We start from the raw sequence: 18,433 nt of genomic DNA, 5'->3' as shown, positions 1-18,433 counted from the left end.
TTTTTGATGTCAGGCATCGTCTCCCGCAGAGGACGATGCGCTAAGAAAACATTCCTGTCAGTGGTGCGGGCTTTCCTTATTAAGTTCCTCAAAATATACTTTCAAAGTAAGGGTTCCATATTTGGGCGCAATCAGGTCCATTGATAAAACGGTCATAAAAAACTCAAGCGGGCCGTAAAACCTGCTGTTTGTAAAAGTTCTCAGCAGCCATAAAATTGTTTTCCTAACCCAATTGGGAATATGTGTAATCTTCACTTTCTTGCCGGTTACCGAAAATGCAGTTTCAGCCATTTGTTTATAGGTTAATACCTGCGGCCCGCCTGCACTGATTTCTGTATCACTGGCTTCAACGGCATTGATGCAAACTGCGGCAAGATCGCTTCCGTGAATAGGGTTCATTTTATTTTCTCCCTGGCCAAATAACATCACCCTTCCTTTCTTTGCCATGTGATAAAACTCTGTCATGTCTGAAAAATAACCTGTGGGGCGAACGATACAATAATCCAATCCGGAGCTTTTAAGTAATGCCACAAACCGTTCTTTTGCCTGGCAAATTTTTAGGTGCGTTAATTTATTCCCTTTGAGAATAGAAACGTAAATAAACTTTTTAACGCCATTCCGTTTGGCTGCTTCCAGTAAATTGAGGTTGGCCTGGTAATCTACATCCATATAGGTTAACCCGTCTTTTTGCCGCGTTATGCCAACTGTTGAAATAACAACATCTATATCCTTGCAGCAATTTGCAATAGATGCCGGGTTGGTGATTTCAGCTTTTACAATTTCTGGTTTATTGTTTGCAATAAAAGATGCAGGCAGTTTATTTTCATTTCTCACCACCACTCTTGTTTCAAAACCTTTCTCCAGAAGCTGGTTAAGAATGAAGCTTCCCAAATACCCTGTTGCGCCTGCTAATAGTATTTTATTCATAGCATTTGTATTAATATATGCGGCAGGCGGGTTTAAGATTTTGAAGGAAGTGTAACTATTGTGTGTGGGCTTCCTGTTTTCAGTAGGGTTAAAAGTAGGATTTTTTAAACTTTAATGTCAGGCATCGTTTCTCGCAGAGAACGATGCGGTATAATTGATTATCTCTGCGCCTTTGCTGGTCTTGTGACCGGCAAATTTGATTCTACACCTTTGTGGTTCTCTGATCAACAAAGATTTTATCCCGGGAATGTATTAATGTGTTTGGAACCCCTGGTGGTGACAACACCAACAGGGGCGGAGTGCTATTGTCTTTAAACTTGCGTTATAAAATTACGTATCGCCGTAGCAACTTTTATTGGCTGTTCTTCCGGCGCAAAATGTCCACAGCCAGGAATTGATTCACCTTTTATATTATTGATTCCACTTTTCTTAAATCCTTCAATATATTTTTCTATGGTTCCAAAATCCTTTTCACCCCTTAAATATAATACAGGTATGTTGGTTGGTGACTTGTCAGCGTTGATTTTTTCATCCTGGGGAAATGCTCTGTACCAATCGAAACTTGTCTTCAGCGAAGACTGCTTTTCGTAAGCTTTCGTATATATATTCCGTTTGCTTTCAGTTATTGCATGCTTGTTGGCGGATATTGTATCATAAAAGTAATCAAATAGTACTCGTTGTTTTCCGGTGATTAAAGCTTCGGGCAGAGACGGAATAGCATAAAAAGCAAAATGCCATATGTAGGGGTTTCTTTTCACTTCTTCCCAAGGTTCAACACCGGGAACTGCAGTATTCATAATAATGGCTTTAGATAAACTTTCAGGGAAATATTTCAGAAAAGTATAAGTTATCATTCCACCTATGTCATGTCCTGCTAATACTATCCGCTCTAAGCGTAACGACCGAATAAAATCATTAATAAACCTGGCGAGTGCGTAGGTATCATTGGCTGCAATTTTTTCTGATTCTCCGATTCCCGGCAAATCAATCGCCAAAAGATTATAATTGTCGCTTAGTTCGTTCATTACCTCCCCGAATGCCTGCCAATTTTCAGGATATCCATGTAATAACAATATAATTTGATTGCCTTTATTTCCTGTTTCTGCTAAATGCACAGAAATATTATTTACAATAACCTTTCTATGGCTTATGGAATTGGAAGCGGTTTTTTTTGTGTTCATTTTACTACAGTTTGATTGTTCGGCCAGCATTACGGGCAACTTATTAATATGCGTAACTCCTCAAAAAATAATCTTTCATTAATGTCGGGCATCGTCTCTCAAAGAGGAGATGCGCTTTGATGCCGGGTATCATCTCCCGCAGAAAATGATGTGCCAGAATTGTGAACGTGTAACGCATCGTCCTTTAGCAGGAGACAATGGTGGACAGCGAAATGGATGAACATTGATGTCAAGCATCGTCTCTCGCAGAGGACGATGCGCTAGAATTGATTATTTTTATGTATGCCAATCAAACTGACCCAGGAAGAAACTATACAAGCTTACTTCTGCACTTTTACCTGTAAAAATTGGCTTCATTTATTTTAGATAACAAATTTATATGATTGATGTCAAGCATCGTCTCTCGTAGAGGAGATGCGCTTTGATGCCGGGTATCATCTCCCGCAGAAAACGATGTGCCAGAATTGTGAACGTTTAACGCATCGTCCCTTAACAGGAGACGATGCTGGACAGAGAAGAATAATAAGATTTATATAAGTTGCTGTTGCGTTGCACTTAGTTAATTTTTGATGCTGATGTCAAGCATCGTCTCTCGCAGAGGACGATGCGCTAGAATTGATTATTTTTATGTATGCCAATCAAACTAACCCAGGAAGAAACTATACAAACTTACTTCTGCACTTTTACCTGTAAAAATTGGCTTCATTTATTTGAGATAACAAATTTATATGATGAAGTGTATAAATGGTTTAATATCCTCGTTGATAAAGGAAACGAAATTGAAGCATTTGTAATAATGCCGAATCATTTGCATGTATTAATTTTTGTAAATGCAGGAAGTATAAATACTTTACTGTCTAATGGCAAGCGATTTTTAGCGTATGAAATAGTGAAGCGACTTGAAAAACAACAGCAGCATGAAATACTTCATCAGCTTGAGTCAGCAGTTACTGTAAAAGAAAAACAGCGAAAGAAAAAGCACAGGGTATTTGAAGTTTCATCCGACATAAAGCCATGTTACAATGAAAAGTTTCTTTTACAGAAATTAAATTATATACACAATAACCCTGTTACCGGTAAGTGGAAATTAGCTAATCTGCCTGAAGAATATGTTCATTCCAGTGCATGTTTTTATTTATTAAACAAACAACATGCTTTTGTGAAATTAACTTATTGGAAAGATGTGGGTGAACGTTTAACGCATCGTCCCTTACCAGGAGACGATGCTGGACAGTGAACCCTGTTGCCGGTAAGTGGAAATTTGATGTCAAGCATCGTCTCTCGCAGAGGACGATGCGCTTTGATGCCGGGCATCATCTCCCGCAGAAAATGATGTGCCAGAATTGTGAACGTGTAACGCATCATCCCTTGGCAGGAGACGATGCAGGACAGTTCGATTTTAATTATCGGTTGGCGCCAGGTAATTTTACCAAACTAACAACAACTAAAATGAAAAAGGTATTATTAGTAGGACGACAACTGGTAAACGTTCCACCATTAAATCAGCTAATAAAAAATGTTGAATATTTTGCTGCTGCCAACTTAGCTGATGCGCAAAAAGTGTTTGAAGCGAATAATAACGCCATAGATGTTGTAATAATGGGTGCGGGCATAGAACTGGAAAAAAGGCTTGAAATTGTAAGGTATATATTTAATACGAGCCATGTAACGTCAGTTCATATGAAAGACTGGATAACGGGTCCTGAAGGATTTGTGCCTTTTATCAATCACGTGTTAAACGGATTATTGCATAGCGGAGACAACGCTGCGGCATAAATATTTTTGATGTCAAGTATCGTTTCCCGCAGAGGACGATGTGCCAAGGTTGATTATTGATGTCGGACATTGTCTCCCGCAGAGGACGATGTGCTATAATTGTGAATGTGTAACGCATCGTCCCTTAGCAGGAGAGGATGCTGGACAGTGAGATGTGGTTTATTATTTATAATCATCTTTTTGTAACAAGTGTAGCAAAGAATGAACAGGGCTTGTTATATGTGTAATACCAACCGCTCGTAATGCAGTTGGTCCTTCGTTATATAGTTCATTATTCTTTTTGTATGCATCAATTGAAATCAACAGTTTTGAAAAAGGGATAGGTGTATCCTTCCCATCTTCCCTTGCAACCTTAACAGCATTATCGGTGTGTGAAATGTATCCAAACTTATTATAGTCTTGATACTTTGAATATCCTTTATCAATAAACTTTTGAAGAATCCTTCCTAAAATAATTTTACTATCCATGATTTCATTTCTTTTTTACGCCACCTCTCCCCACCACTCCTTATATCTCGCTTCAGCTTGTTCCATAATTTCATTTAAAATGTCTTGCAATTCCTGGCTTACACCTTTGCGTTGCAGTACACGCTTTACAGCAAGCATTATTTGTGCTCTTGCATCCGGCTTTTTATACCAGTCTATTTGCAAGCTCTTTTTTATAGCTGCCGTAACGTCTTTTACAATCTCTTTTATTAATGCATAATCACTGATGGCATTTTTATGCTGAACCAATATTTCATAAAATGCTTCTTCCTCATCTGTTAAGCCTAAAACTTTTCTACGTTCATCTTCCTCCTGCATTGCCTTTGCTGCTCCACGCAATTTTTGTAAAGCAATTAAACTGTCAAAGAAATGATTGTGGTAGTCTTCAATAATCTTTTCAACTTCTTCTCTCAATTTTTTATACTTTACTATATTCTTAAACTGCCGCAGTTTTATTTCTTCATTCAATATTTTTCTTACCAGTTCCAGCTTTAATTCATAACCTGATTTTTGTTCTTTAGCTGTTGCTAAAAAATCATCATTGATAATTGAAATATCAAACTTTGGAATACCTGCCATTGTAAATACATCCACTACTTCTTCGCTTTCTATACTGCGGTGTATTAACTCTTTTATCTGCCCTTCTTTCTTCCTGATATTTACGGAAGGGTTCTTTATTTTTCTTACAGCAGCACCTACATGTTGCAGGAAAATAATATCTAAAGCAATCGTTTGAATATTTGGGTGACCTTTTATTACGGAAGCAAGCCCGCTCATCTTTAATTCATTCAGCATAAAATCTTTACTCGCTTCTTCATCACTCACAATATGATTGGTTGCATCACTTACTAATTTTAATTGATTGCCTTTTGATAAACCAAGCCATTTGCTGTAATCAAAATTTGCAGGAAGACTTTTTTGTAAAGCAGCTATAAATTCTTTGGCGGTTTCAAACGCTTCATCCACATCAATCACCACATCGCCTTTGCCACCCGAACCTGTATATTTCTTCGTTGCATCTCTTAGTTTATCACCAATGCCAATGTAGTCAACAATTAATCCGCTGGGTTTGTCTTTAAATACTGTGGCAACACGATTAATTGCCTGTATTAAATTATGACCGCTCATTATTTTATCTACATACAAAGTATGCAATGGCGGATTATCAAAACCTGTTAACCACATATCTCTTACTATCACAATTTTTAACGGGTCATCAGGGTCTTTGAATCTTGCTTTAATGGCTTCCATCTTTTCTTTCGTGCAGATATGCGGATTCCATCCTTTCGGGTCTTTTGCAATATTGCTTGTCATGATAACAGCAATTTCAGGACAGCCTTCTAATTTCATCAATGCGTCATACATCTTTACACAATTGCGACGGCTCATGCAAACAATCATTGCTTTGCCTTCCAGTGTTTTTGAACGTTCTATGTAGTGATGCAAAATATCTTTTGAAACTTCTGCTACACGTTTATCTGCACCGGCTGCATCTTCTGCTGCAGCCCATAATATTTTATTGCGGTCTTTGTCTGTTACTGCACCAACAATTTCCTCTGCTTCTTCTTCAATCTGTGCATTGCCTAAATGCAGTTTCGCAAGTCTTGGTTCATAATAAATAGGCACCACAGCGTTATCTTCTGTTGCCTGTTTTATATCGTATGTATGAATTACTTCACCAAACACGGCAACCGTATCTGCATCTTTTGTATCAACAGGCGTACCTGTGAAACCAATAAATGATGCATTGGGTAAAGCTGTGCGAAGATTAGCAGCAAACCCCTGCAACAATCCATATTGCGTGCGGTGACATTCATCCGCAATCACAATAATATTGTCTCTTGTACTTAAAACAGGATGCGAGGCTTCTTTACCTTCTTCTGTTTTTTGTAAACGAAACTTTTCAATCGTACTAAATATCACACCGCCACCTTCACCGCTTAAAAGGCTGCGCAAATCATCTGAATTATCAGCCAGCGACACATCGCCAACTAAATCTTTTGTAGCAATAAAATCTTCATACAATTGTTTGTTCAAATCAAAGCGGTCAACTTGTACAACTATGGTTGGGTTTTTTAATTCAGGCATTTGTCTGAGTATACCTGAATAAATTGCCATCGTAATGCTTTTACCGCTGCGTGTGGTATGCCATATCACACCAATGCGGCCATCGCCAAAAGGTTTAATCGCTTTCTTTGTTTCTTCCAATGCATACTGCACACCAAAGAACTGGTGATACTTTGCACCTTTCTTTATCAACTGCCCTTTATCTAATTCATGAAAAATATAAAAGCGGATGTATTGCAGCAAACGTTCAGGAACAAGCAAACCTTTTATCAATGTTTCTAAAGCAAAATCATTTTGTACCACGTTAATGCCGTCAACGCTTTTCCATGCAGCAAACCATTCCATACCGCTGCTGAACATTCCATGTAAAGTTGTTTGTCCGTCGCTGATAACAGTGAGTGCATTGTATTCAAATACCTGCGGTATATCTTGTATATAATGCTGTATTTGATTAAAAGCAGTTTCAACATCAGCATCTTTATTAAACCAGTCTTTAAATTCAAACAATACCAGCGGCAAACCGTTAATGAAGACAATTAAATCAGGTCTGCGTTTGTTTTTACCATCAATCGTGAATTGGTTAACAATTAAGAAATCATTGTTACTTATCGTTTCAAAATCTACTGCATAAAAATGTTCTGCATAATATTTACCATTATCATCTTTCCATTCTTTTGAAAAGCCTTTACTTAATTTTTTATGAAACTCATGGTTGCGTGTATGAATATCCGAACCACTGTTGAATAGAAATTCCTGCTTTACTTCTTCCAGCACTTTTGCAGGTACATGTTTGAATTTGTTTTGAAGAAATGAAGTGAATATGTCTTCCAGCACTGCTTTATTAAGCGGACGATGAATATCCTCACCATGTTTGTAATGATAAGGCTTGATTTCTTTCAGCCATTCAATCGCAGCTTCTTCTACTGCACTTTCAGATAAGTACTTCTTCATTTAATGGTTCGTTTTGGTTGATAGCAGTTACATCTATTTCGCCGGACATAAGTTTGGGAAGAAGTGAGTCTCTTGTTTTTTGTAGAGTTCTTATTTGCTCACTGTTATTTCTAATAAGAGAAAATAAACTGTTTATTTCAGTATCAAATTTACTGTTTGTCTCTTTGCTTGGGATAAGCACTTGTAAACTATTCAAATTGCCTTGACTGATTTTTGGCTGAACTGCACCTGTAACTAAATGTGCAATAGGAGAATTTTTCAAAATCATGTATAAATGATTTGTTGAAATTCCTTTTCCTTGTAAAACATGGGCATGATTATTTACCCAAAATCTTCCCCAAGCATATTGTAAAACAGGAAATCCTTTTTCATCAACTACAGTTCCATCTTCACCTAACAGAATATATAAACCATCGAACAAATAATCATCAACATAATCCATGATAGATGCTGCTCCGTAATAAGGATAAATACCTTTTTTTTCTTCGCGTTGACGACTTGATAACGGTATTCGTTTACTGTCAAAATTTCGACACAATTCTATAAGTTTTCCCCATCGCCAACCCTCCGGTAAATTATCCGGGTCAATATCATCAACAAAATATTTTTTAAAGAGCGTTGCCGCTATTTGCTCCAGTGTTTGGTTCATGCGGCGGTTGAGTTCTATTTTGTCGTCGAGAGAAGAAAGGATGGATGCGATGCGTTGTTGTTCGTTGATGTCCTCGGGAATATTAACTTCAATTTGTTCAAATGTTTGTCTTGTGATTGTGTCAAAAACAGAACCGTGGGTTACTGCTTTCAAAGAATCAATTTCATATTTCAGTAAGTAATAAAGAAAATCATTTATTGCTATTTCGCTTATGGCATTCAATCCATAGCACGATTGATTAAATGCCATATCTCTACCAAGCATAGCTAACTCTCCAACAGTTCCCCTTGCTGAAATTATTAGTTGACCTTTCTTTAAAATCTTAGTACTACTATTTTTTAACCCGGCTTCTGTAATTGTTTTTTCTGTTTGATAAACTTTCTTTTTATCACCTGCAAAATCAAAAACAGATAACCAAGGGATGTTACCATTCCAATATTCTGCAACAGACGTTTTAGGAGTTCCGCCTCCAATTATTTCTGTTATTTGCGAAAGCTTATATTTTTTCCAGTTAGTCATTAAGTTAGGAATAAAGGCAATTTTAAAACGGTGTTCCAAAAGGTTTTGTTATCTATTCTGAATGTTGCACTATATTTTTCCTTGTACTTTAAAAGAAAATCTTCCTTTGTCGCACCTTCCATAAATTCATTCAGATGATTCAGTTTTTCCTTTAAAGCTTTCATTTCTAGTGTCGTCTCCCAGTCGATATCAACAGAACCATCCTCTTCATCTATTTTAATAAAATTATTAGCCTCTGCCATTTCCAACTCATATCTGTAACCTTGCTGCCAGTCAACAGTGATTTGTTTGCCATTAAATGATTTGTAAATCATTCCACGAATTATTGGCTCAAAAGGAAACACATCATCGTAAATATCACTGCATAATTCTTCAAATTCTTCAAATAATGCTGAAGACTTATATTTAAATTTAATAGTCTTCACCTCTTTTGCATCTTTGGTTTTTTCGAGTTCTTTAATCTGCTTATTCAATTGTCCTTTTTCTTCTATTAAATTGTCTACAGTGTCATTTAAATTATCGTTTTCTTGTAACAACCTATCATAAAGTTTTCTATCCATTGCTACAGGAAAAGGATTATCTTCTATGTGCTCTTTTACCCTTTTTATAAATTCTCTTTTCTTTTGAGTCCATCTACCACTTGCAATTCTTGATGATGGGATTGCCAAGGCTGCTTGTACACTATCACGTAAATCGTCTAAATGAATTTCATCAAGCAGCTTTTTCACTTGCGTCACTTCAGGAATAACTCCGACAGTTCTGAATGTTATAGGTTCAACTATTGTAGGCAATACATGTGAACTCAAAAACCACGCTGCACCCATTTCATTCAAACACATTTCACTTTCTTTATAATTCGGAGTGATAATCAAGAAAGTAACCTTTGCTTCAACTAAGGCATCTTTAATAGTATCCCGCCAATTTTCCCCAGATTTTATTTTAGTTCCTTCTGTGCTTGTACAAAAAATGGTTGACAACTCGATACTCATTGCTCCATGCAATATGATGTCAATAAATGCATCTGCAATCTCTTTATCTTTTATGGCGTGGCTAATAAAAATATCTATCATTAATTTTTCTTTTTTCTACTGTTAGCAACATAAATTTCAACAACATCGTTCGTCATTAAATCGTATTCATAAGACCTTCTATCAAGCACTTCAAGTAAATCAACAATTTTGTCATCAGGTACAACTAATCTTCCATCGGCTTCTACTAAGGCAATGCCCAAATGTGCGCATTTTTCAACCACCTTATGTTGGTCAGTAAGATGCAAATCTTCTCTTGTTTTAATCGATGCCAGCAATTTTGCTGCTCGTCTTGCATTATTATTTGTTACGTAGTTACCAATAACCTCAAAATTTAAGAAAGGAATTGATTGGGTTAATTGAGCGATGGTATTTGCAACACCTAACAGGATTTGGTCTTCTAAATCTGATATAAAAACAAAACCTGCTGGATGTAAAATTTCGACATAAGTGTCATGTATAAGAATATCAAAGTCGTTATCCAATTTGAACACATCATCTTCCACAGCTTGCAAAGTGTCATCAACAAAAGCAAAGATTTTCTTTTTCAATAATGCTTTAAACTGGTTAGGTCTTTTAACACCAATTGTTTTTGCATTATTGTTATGTACAAACTCAGCAAAATAATATTCAACCACTGGTAAATATTCTGATAAATCAACATTATTCACTGGATGGTTTTGATGATGGAACAAATCATTCATTGAATGTAAATACTCAGCATTCAAGTTTGCCCTTAACTTTTCTGTGGATGCATATTTCTCTGTCGGCGAAAAGTTTTCAATCTCTGCATTGATGTTATCATATAGCTCAGTAAAAGTATTTCTCATTTCAACCAAAGCTTCTCGAACTGTATTATCTATCGGAATCAAATAATGATAGATTTGGTTATCGATTCTAAAACAAACGCCAAAGGTTATGGATTGAAAATCATTTATTGTCATAAGAGTAGTTTTTAAGTTCAATAAAAACCGAGTTGCTCAAACGATGAGCTTTAATTGATTGAATGTTATTAGAAAGGTTTTGTCTTGTAGTAAGTAATACTGCACCGTTCTGATTGGGTAGTGTGAAAACGCGATAACCTCCAAATGCAAAAAAGATATTTATAAAGTGCATATTCATATTCCAAAGCACAAAAATTACAAATGCAATTGCACATATAACTGCGTAAAATTCATTTAGTGAGCTAATTGAAACACTATATAAAGGCAATAAAACAGTAAATAAATATGTGAATAGATATTCCTTATTCAGAGTAGCTTCTTGTACATTTAAGGGATATATATCAGAAGCCTTCTTAGAAAAATATATGCGAAATTTAATGACTAAATAAGGAATGACGATTAAACAAGCAATAGTTGTCCAAGTATGTTTGGGTGATATTAAAAGATTATCTCCATCTTTTATCTGAATGCCTCTAATACCGACTAAAAGAAATAGAGGAGTCATGCTTGATAGAAGCATCATAAATTTAATAAATGGCAATCCTTCATTTTGTTTCATTAGAACCAATACTTTTTAGATTCTCTTTTATCAGCAGTTCAAGCCTATCACCTTCTTTAAATTGCAGCATTAATTCTGTAGTTAACTTGTGCATCTTTTCTTCGAAGGAAATACCATCATCTTCTTCTGCTTCTGTACCTACATAACGTCCGGGAGAAAGCACATAATTATTTGCAATTACTTCATCTAAAGTGGCTGCTTTGCAAAAGCCTTCTACATTTTTGTACACCCCCCTCTGCAAATTGGTTGAATTTGAAGAGGGTTCCTTCCCCCCTGACAGGGGGGAATACACGCTGTTTACAGTTTGAGAACCCGCAAGGGGGGTGTTTACATTCCGCCATTCATGATAAGCGCCGGTAATTTTTTGTATGTCACCATCACTAAACACACGTAATCTGCGGTTTACCATGTGTCCAAGCTTTCGGGCATCAATAAACAGTATTTCATTCTTGCGTTCACGGTGTTCACCATCTTTACCGTCACGGTTCTTACTAAGAATAAATAAACAAGCAGGTATGCCGGTAGTTAAAAATAATTTATCAGGCATTTGTACAATGCAGTCAACCATCCCTTCATTTATCATGTATTCACGTACATTCTTTTCACCTGCACTACTTGTTGTCATAGCGCCATTTGCCATTACTACACCAGCGGTTCCTTTTTCACTTAAATGATACCACAATGTTTGAAACCACATGTAATTAGCATTACCGTTTGTGGTAAATTGTTCTTTCGGTCCAAATAATCTGGGGTCATTATCCGGCAATTGTTCATTATGCCAGTTGGAGATATTAAACGGCGGGTTCATTAAAGCATAATCTGCTTTTAAATCAGGAAACCTGTCATGCAATAAAGAGTCGCCTAACTTCAAATCAAAAGAAAGATTACGCAGCAACAAATTCATTTTGCATAAACGCAGTGTGCCTTCATAACGTTCCTGCCCGTAAATAGAAATATCTGTTTTATCACCACCATGCGATTGTATGAACTTTAAGCTTTGCACAAACATGCCACCACTGCCACAGGCAAGGTCAACAATACGCCCATGTAAAGGCTCTAACATTTCAACCAGCAAACGCACTACACTGCCCGGCGTAAAGAATTGCCCTGCACCACTGCCCTCAGCCTGTGCAAACTTGCCGATGTAATATTCATACACACGTCCGTAAATGTCGCTTTGCGGATTATTCGTTTCTGAAAACTTTACATTGGAAAACAAATTAATTAATCCTGCAACCTGCACAGCAGATAGCTGGCTCTTTACAAATATGGGTTCAAGCACACCTTTATAATCGGGATTGCGCCCAGCAAGTATTTCATCAATCAATACAAAAGCTTTATCAACTTTTACTTTTATATCATCCTGCTCTGCATTGTTGCGCAGGTAAGTCCATGTAGCTTCTTCAGGCAGTTTGTAAACATTCTTCACCTGGTATTCCAGTTCATCTTCCAGAAAAGAAAGCTGAACCACTTTATCAGAAGTAAAATAATCCGAGTCAGGATTTATAAATTCTTTCTTTATTTCTTGCTTACGGATTTCATAACGTTCAGAAAGATGTTTTACAAACAAAAGTGAGAGCACATAATTCTTGTATTCATTTTCTGCAACAGCACCACGCAGTTCATTCGCAGCATTCCAGAGTTCAGATTCAAAATCAATATCCGCTTTCGGTTTAGTAGTTTTTTCTTTTGCCATTTGTGTAAGCAGTGTTAGAAGTAAGAAGTGCGTAAAGCTAATAAATCAATATAAAACACACAAACCCTCACCGTTCCGTAACCCGGTAGGTAATGTTTTGCTTTTGCCGGTAAAGAACCGGCTTGCCGTTCTGCGTGGCAGGTATCCAGTTGGGTGTATGTTTAAAAGCTTTCAATACATCTTCTGCAGTGCCATAACCGGGGTCTTTTAATACCTGTACGTTAGATACCTTGCCTTCTTTATCCACTAAAAAGCTAATCTCCACCGTGTACTTACCCGGCGGTGCTTTGTGCCTGGCAGGTACTTTGGGATGAATATGTTCTTCAAGAAACGTACGCCATCCATCCTGTCCGCCCGGGAATCCTGCCTCTACCTGAACAACGGTAAAGCTGTCGGTATTTATAGTAATAGTTTGTTTTGTGCTATCCTGCGCACGCAGGCAAACGGTCAGTAATAAAAAACAGGCAGCCAGTAAGTATTTCATACAACAGTTTAGCGGTTAAAATGATAGCGCTAAGCTAAACAATCAACATAAAAATACCAACATCAAAACAGCAGGTAACCGCATCATCCCTTGCAGGAGAGGGCAACTGCCTGCAACATCTATCATACAAACACCTATCCGGCAAACCGGCACCTGCCTGCTTACCGCCCCCAAACCCCTGCCTTGTTCGTCTTTTCTTCGTCCCATCTTCGATTGCGGGGTAAGCAAAGACGAACATGGTACGAACATGGTACGAACAAGATACGAACAAAAGGTATCCGGGACAGGCCTGTTTCAGGGGTGTTGTATGCTCAAAAAACTTTGCAGGTCCAGGGCTTATTACTAAACGGGCTTTACAGTGGTTCTGCGTTTTACAGGTACATTTTACAGTTGTTTTTATTTCCCGGTAAAAAAGAAGCGGCTTACGGTTAGCGCCTGGTAACAATTATCCTTTATACGGGGATAGCCTCAGGCTTTTAATTGCCCGGGATGGGTGCCCGGATGTTGTGTGCCAGCCATTGTTCCCTGTTGCCGGCACGGCCACCATAAAAAAAATTGCCCGCAGTTGCTTTATATGCCGGGTAAATACTCTAAATTAGTTGCCGCTTTCAAAAGAAAAACCTATTGTAGCAACCTCAATTAAACTCTGACTAACATGAAATCCCTTAAACCACACACGGTAAAACCTGCCAGAAAAATAAGTGCACCTGCTAAGAAACCTGTTGCAGCACCTGCTGCAAGACCCGCCAAAGAAACGGTGGCCGCTAAAAAAGCACTACCGCCATTGCATTCCAAGCCAACAGACTGGGTGGATAAACAGGATGTGATGCAGTGCTTTCACCTGAGCAGCCGCACCCTGCAAAACCTGCGCAGCCGCAAGGCGATCATCTGGTCCAGGCTGGGCAAGAAGATATACTATAACCTGCCTTCTTTTGTGGCCGTGCTGGAGAATAACCGCGAGTGCTGAAGCAATTCCTGTTATCATCCTGGAACAACATCTGCTTTTATTCTATAAGACTTACGGCAGCGTTATACCCGGGCATGTATAATCCTGTAAAGCATAACAATGCTTATTGCAGCAAAATGATACCGGTGGTTACACCTGCAGGCAGTTTGCACCCAGGAGGCAGCATGGCCGGGCAATCTGCGGCATAACGGCGCAAAGCGTTTGGGCGCTGCATATTGTGTTGAGGGCTTCTTTAATTTCAACCTGTAAACAACCCCGTGCATATACTAGTAACCTGTGCGGGTGTTTGCGACGATCATTATTTTTTTTCACTATTAAAATGTGTTTATTATGGGAACATTTAGCAAGGGAATCCTGGGTGGGTTCTCCGGTACGGTGGGTACTGTGATTGGCGGAAACTGGAAGGGCATACAATACATGCGCAGCCAGCCAAATAAACGATCCGGTTCTTCCACACTCAAACAATTAATGCAGCAGGCAAAATTTGCCAGCGTGATTGCATTTGAAAGCACCATGACCGGTCTCCTGGAAACAAGCTTCCGGGATTATGCGGTAAAGATGAGTGGCTATAACAATGCGGTAAGCTATAACCTGAAGAATGCCGTGAGCGGCACTTACCCCGACTTTGTTATTGACTACAGCCTGGCACTGGTAAGCCGCGGTTCTTTGTCCAATGCTACTGCGCCTGCAGCCACCACTACAGCGGGCAAAGTATTTTTTACCTGGACCGACAACAGCGGTGTTGGCAATGCATCTGCAGATGATGCGGCTATACTGGTGGTATATTGTGCTGCCGTTAAAACCACCGTTTATACGTTGAATGGCGGTACGAGAAGTGCCGGTGCCGGCAGTATAGAGGTGCCGGGTTTTGCCGGGAATACCGTGCAAACATGGCTGGGCTTTATTGCTGCTGACGGAAAGAAAATCGCCAACAGCTTTTTTACCGGCGCACTAACGGTGAGCTGATGCTTCCTTTCTTTAGCGAAGGAATGCCGGGATGTTTAAGGCTGTGTGCACGCAGCCTTTTTAATGGAGATAAGGTGGATGAGTTATTTAAAATTTGGGAAATGCGTTGAAATTGATATGCTGTCGCTTGACGGAAACGCCAACCGATGGAAAATTTCGGTAGGTGAGGACACCAACCGGTAGGAAATTTGAGGAATGCGTTGAAATTGATGCGCTACTGCTTGATGGAAACGCCAACTGATAGAAAATTCCGGTAGGTGAGGACACCACCGGCAGGAAAATGGTGAAGGAGGTATTTGGAATGAGGGGAATACGTTGAAAGATACGCTGCCACTTGACGGAAACACCAACCGATAGGAAAATTGATGATGAATTTCATTTAGCCATGTACTAATTTCGGTAGGTGAGGACACCAACTGGCAGGAAAATGGGTGAAGGAGGTATTGGAATGAGGGGAATGCGTTGAAATTGATACGCTGCCGCTTGACGGAAACGCCAACCGATAGGAAAATTGATGATGAATTTCATTTAGTCATGTACTAATTCCGGTAGGTGAGGACACCAACCGGTAGGAAAATGGTGAAGGAGGTATTTGGAATGAGGGGAATGCATTGAAATTGATGCGCTACCGCTTGACGGAAACACCAACCGATAGAAAAGATGGCATGTCAGGTTTTATGAAGCCATTGAATGGCTAAATCAAGCAGCCATTTGGAGTCTGTGCCTGGATTGTGGACAAAACCGATGAATTTATAATCCTGTTTTGATATAGTTTCAATCATCTTTATCCGGACCTTGTTTTGAAAAACGGTTAAGGTTCTGTCCTGTTGTTCCGAATCAAACAAATCCTTTATGGCTTTAACAAGTTCATTCCCTGTTTTCCCGGGCAGTTTTATGGGTGCAGTGACTGTGAGCAGGACAGTTTTGTTTTCCGGCGCGGTTTCTTCTGCAAAAGTTCTGAGATTTCCCAATAACCGCACAACAACTTTGTCGAATCGCAAACCGAGTTTGGCTATGCTTAATGTATGCGCATTGGCAATGTCCTCCGCTATTTTCCTGTCGATATTGATCATTGACTGATATGGATTACAGAATGGTTATAAACATGCAGGGCTTATACGGGTTTGCATTGGCGCTATGGTGCTGATTTAACGTGAATGGGAGCGCTGTGCGGGAAGGGACATACCGGGCGCTAACGGGCAGGGAAATTAAAATGGCTTCAAACTGATTAAACACATTTCCCCATCTGCCTTTGCTATAGATAAGTTGTGTAATGAAGCACATGCCTTACAGTTTAACATTGCCGTTTTCGTCAAATTCCCAAAACGGATTGTAAGCAACTTCAAATAAATGTCCGTCCGGGTCTTTGAAGTAACCGCTGTAACCGCCCCAATAAACTTTCTGTGCAGGTTTCACGATCGTTGCACCAAGCTTTGCAACTTTTTTTAAAATTTCGTCCACTTCTCTTTCTGATTTGGTGTTGTGCGAAATTGTTAGTCCCGAAAATGTTGTCGGTTGATATTTTAAAGTTGTATCGTCCGCAAGTTCGTGCCGGGGGTGTAACGCTAAAATAATCCCGCCCAGGTCAAACAGGGCGAAATTATCCATGCTTTTATCTGACTTTTTCCAACCAAGTCCTTTTTCGTAGAAGTCTAACGACTTTTGTAAGTCGTCAACTCCAAGTGTTATTAAATGAAGTTTTTGCCGCATTGGCCTGTCGTTTTTAAATTGTCCGTTTACACTTGCATCCAGCCGTTCGGGCCTGGCACCGTGGTGGCTTTATCGCACTACCATTGATGCGAAGCATCAAAGTTCAAATGTAGCAACAATGTTCATACAAAGAACTTCACCGCCATTACGCCAATTAATTCCGGCTGGTGAGGACACCAACCGGTAGGAATTTATAATCCTGTTTTGATATAGTTTCAATCATCTTTATCCGGACCTTGTTTTGAAAACGGTTAAGGCTCCCTTTATCGGTTGGTGTCTTCACCAACCGAAATCAAAACTTTTTAATTTATAACCGTAAAGCAAATATGTAATTGTAATATGAATATCTTTCATAAACGACAGGGACAGGTAGCTGTAAATTTCTGTTACTTTTATATGGATACCATATTCCGATTTCGTTATTCTTAATTCCGGTTGGTGGGGACACCAACCGGTAGGAAAGCAAATATGTAATTTATAATATGAATGTCTTTCATAAACGGCAGGGACAGGAAGCTGTAAATTTCTGTTACTTTTATACGGATACCATATTCCGGTTTCGTCATTTACTGGCGGATGATGCACTAAAGCTGGAAGTTATTTCCGCTCTGCAATACCTTGTTCAAAAACAACTGGTAACATTATATGGCTTCGTCATCATGCCGAATCATATTCATTTGTTGTGGTACATACTTAAGCAGAATGGTAAAGAAAGCCCTGCAGGCAGCCTTGCTAAATTTACAGCACACCGGTTTAAGAAGCACCTGGCAGCAACCGGCCTGTTACATTTGTATAAATCTGATAAGGATGACAGAAGTTATCAATTTTGGAAACGGGATCCGCTGGCCATTGAAATAAGCACAGAAAAAATTTTTATCAGTAAGCTAGAGTATATTCATAATAATCCTGTGAAGTGGGGATTGTGTGAATATCCGGAGGCATATCGATGGAGCAGTGCGAGGTTTTACATGGAGGGTAAAGATGAATTTAATGTACTCACACACTATAGGGAGTAGTTTCGGTTGGTGAAAACACGATCGATAGAGAATTTAGTCACACACTATAGCGATTAATTCCGGTTGATGGGGACACCAACCGGTAGGAATTTATAATCCTGTTTTGATATAGTTTCAATCATCTTTATCCGGACGTTGTTTTGAAAAACGGTTAAAGCTCCCGCTATCGGTTGGTGTCCTCACCAACCGAAATCAAAACTTTTTAATTTATAACCGTGAAGCGAATCTGTAATTTGTAACATGAATGTGTTTCATAAACGGCAGGGACAGGAAGCTGTAAATTTCTGTTACTTTTATACGGATACCATATTCCGGTTTCGTCATTATTAATTCCGGTTGGTGGGGACACCAACCGGTAGGAAAAACTTTTTAATTTATAACCGTGAAGCGAATATGTAATTTGTAACATGAATGTGTTTCATAAACGGCAGGGACAGGTAGCTGTAAACTTCTGTTACTTTTATACGGATACCATATTCCGGTTTCGTCATTATTAATTCCGGTTGG

The 18,433-nt window shown here is 38.8% G+C and carries 19 protein-coding genes; 7 read left to right on the top strand and 12 right to left on the bottom strand.

Going from position 1 to position 18,433, the window contains the following annotated elements; genetic code table 11:
• Window positions 1-57 precede the first annotated feature (57 nt).
• Both ACTHN6_RS20310 and ACTHN6_RS20305 read right to left on the bottom strand, forming a co-directional pair.
• Window positions 58-927 (bottom strand): SDR family oxidoreductase, encoded by an 870-nt coding sequence (locus tag ACTHN6_RS20310; RefSeq protein ID WP_440437612.1) that lies wholly within the window; start codon window positions 925-927, stop codon window positions 58-60.
• Window positions 928-1,238: 311 nt separating this feature from the next.
• Window positions 1,239-2,108 (bottom strand): alpha/beta fold hydrolase, encoded by an 870-nt coding sequence (locus ACTHN6_RS20305; RefSeq protein ID WP_440437611.1) that lies wholly within the window; start codon window positions 2,106-2,108, stop codon window positions 1,239-1,241.
• A gap of 736 nt (window positions 2,109-2,844) precedes the next feature.
• Between ACTHN6_RS20305 and ACTHN6_RS20300 the strand changes: the two genes are divergently transcribed.
• Window positions 2,845-3,345 (top strand): hypothetical protein, encoded by a 501-nt coding sequence (locus ACTHN6_RS20300; protein ID WP_440437610.1) that lies wholly within the window; start codon window positions 2,845-2,847, stop codon window positions 3,343-3,345.
• Window positions 3,346-3,557: 212 nt separating this feature from the next.
• A complete protein-coding gene (locus ACTHN6_RS20295; protein ID WP_440437609.1) occupies window positions 3,558-3,884 on the top strand; it encodes a hypothetical protein in 327 nt (108 codons plus the stop codon).
• 162 nt (window positions 3,885-4,046) lie between these two features.
• Here ACTHN6_RS20295 and ACTHN6_RS20290 read toward each other — a convergent pair whose 3' ends face one another.
• The 8 genes from ACTHN6_RS20290 to ACTHN6_RS20255 all read right to left on the bottom strand — a co-directional run bounded on the left by ACTHN6_RS20290 (window position 4,047) and on the right by ACTHN6_RS20255 (window position 13,267).
• Window positions 4,047-4,352, bottom strand: coding sequence for a hypothetical protein (locus tag ACTHN6_RS20290; RefSeq protein WP_440437608.1), 306 nt, complete (start codon window positions 4,350-4,352; stop codon window positions 4,047-4,049).
• Between the two features lie 15 nt (window positions 4,353-4,367).
• Window positions 4,368-7,388, bottom strand: coding sequence for a type I restriction endonuclease subunit R (locus tag ACTHN6_RS20285; RefSeq protein WP_440437607.1), 3,021 nt, complete (start codon window positions 7,386-7,388; stop codon window positions 4,368-4,370).
• Window positions 7,369-8,595 (bottom strand): restriction endonuclease subunit S, encoded by a 1,227-nt coding sequence (locus ACTHN6_RS20280; protein WP_440437606.1) that lies wholly within the window; start codon window positions 8,593-8,595, stop codon window positions 7,369-7,371. Before ACTHN6_RS20280 ends, ACTHN6_RS20285 begins: the two co-directional genes overlap by 20 nt.
• Window positions 8,556-9,626, bottom strand: a complete 1,071-nt coding sequence (locus ACTHN6_RS20275; RefSeq protein WP_440437605.1) for a toll/interleukin-1 receptor domain-containing protein — start codon at window positions 9,624-9,626, stop codon at window positions 8,556-8,558. Before ACTHN6_RS20275 ends, ACTHN6_RS20280 begins: the two co-directional genes overlap by 40 nt.
• Window positions 9,626-10,528 carry a Kiwa anti-phage protein KwaB-like domain-containing protein gene (locus tag ACTHN6_RS20270; protein ID WP_440437604.1) on the bottom strand — a complete coding sequence of 301 codons (903 nt, stop codon included), beginning with the start codon at window positions 10,526-10,528 and terminating at the stop codon, window positions 9,626-9,628. The genes ACTHN6_RS20275 and ACTHN6_RS20270 overlap by 1 nt, the downstream gene beginning before the upstream one ends.
• Entirely contained in the window at window positions 10,515-11,087 is a 573-nt protein-coding gene (locus tag ACTHN6_RS20265; protein ID WP_440437603.1) for a hypothetical protein, read from the bottom strand. The genes ACTHN6_RS20270 and ACTHN6_RS20265 overlap by 14 nt, the downstream gene beginning before the upstream one ends.
• The gene (locus ACTHN6_RS20260) at window positions 11,074-12,783 is read right to left on the bottom strand and encodes an N-6 DNA methylase (RefSeq protein ID WP_440437602.1); all 1,710 of its coding nucleotides are present in this window, start codon (window positions 12,781-12,783) and stop codon (window positions 11,074-11,076) included. The genes ACTHN6_RS20265 and ACTHN6_RS20260 overlap by 14 nt, the downstream gene beginning before the upstream one ends.
• A gap of 67 nt (window positions 12,784-12,850) precedes the next feature.
• Complete coding sequence (locus tag ACTHN6_RS20255) at window positions 12,851-13,267, bottom strand: energy transducer TonB (RefSeq protein ID WP_440437601.1); 417 nt, start codon at window positions 13,265-13,267, stop codon at window positions 12,851-12,853.
• Between the two features lie 90 nt (window positions 13,268-13,357).
• Between ACTHN6_RS20255 and ACTHN6_RS20250 the strand changes: the two genes are divergently transcribed.
• The 4 genes from ACTHN6_RS20250 to ACTHN6_RS20235 all read left to right on the top strand — a co-directional run bounded on the left by ACTHN6_RS20250 (window position 13,358) and on the right by ACTHN6_RS20235 (window position 15,200).
• Entirely contained in the window at window positions 13,358-13,699 is a 342-nt protein-coding gene (locus ACTHN6_RS20250; RefSeq protein WP_440437600.1) for a hypothetical protein, read from the top strand.
• A 223-nt stretch (window positions 13,700-13,922) separates the two neighbouring features.
• The gene (locus ACTHN6_RS20245; protein WP_440437599.1) at window positions 13,923-14,234 is read left to right on the top strand and encodes a hypothetical protein; all 312 of its coding nucleotides are present in this window, start codon (window positions 13,923-13,925) and stop codon (window positions 14,232-14,234) included.
• A complete protein-coding gene (locus tag ACTHN6_RS20240) occupies window positions 14,228-14,422 on the top strand; it encodes a hypothetical protein (RefSeq protein ID WP_440437598.1) in 195 nt (64 codons plus the stop codon). Before ACTHN6_RS20245 ends, ACTHN6_RS20240 begins: the two co-directional genes overlap by 7 nt.
• 142 nt (window positions 14,423-14,564) lie before the next feature.
• Entirely contained in the window at window positions 14,565-15,200 is a 636-nt protein-coding gene (locus ACTHN6_RS20235; RefSeq protein WP_440437597.1) for a DUF6266 family protein, read from the top strand.
• 668 nt (window positions 15,201-15,868) lie between these two features.
• Here the strand turns inward: ACTHN6_RS20235 and ACTHN6_RS20230 are convergent.
• Entirely contained in the window at window positions 15,869-16,273 is a 405-nt protein-coding gene (locus ACTHN6_RS20230; protein WP_440437596.1) for a hypothetical protein, read from the bottom strand.
• Window positions 16,274-16,487: 214 nt separating this feature from the next.
• Window positions 16,488-16,910, bottom strand: coding sequence for a VOC family protein (locus ACTHN6_RS20225; protein WP_440437595.1), 423 nt, complete (start codon window positions 16,908-16,910; stop codon window positions 16,488-16,490).
• A gap of 482 nt (window positions 16,911-17,392) precedes the next feature.
• Here ACTHN6_RS20225 and ACTHN6_RS20220 point away from each other — a divergent pair, with 482 nt between their 5' ends.
• A complete protein-coding gene (locus tag ACTHN6_RS20220; protein ID WP_440437594.1) occupies window positions 17,393-17,926 on the top strand; it encodes a transposase in 534 nt (177 codons plus the stop codon).
• The last annotated feature ends 507 nt before the right edge of the window (window positions 17,927-18,433 follow it).

This window comes from Parafilimonas sp. (genome assembly GCF_051953455.1).
In the GTDB taxonomy this organism is placed as follows: domain Bacteria; phylum Bacteroidota; class Bacteroidia; order Chitinophagales; family Chitinophagaceae; genus Parafilimonas.
This window is presented reverse-complemented; position numbering and strand designations above follow the sequence as displayed.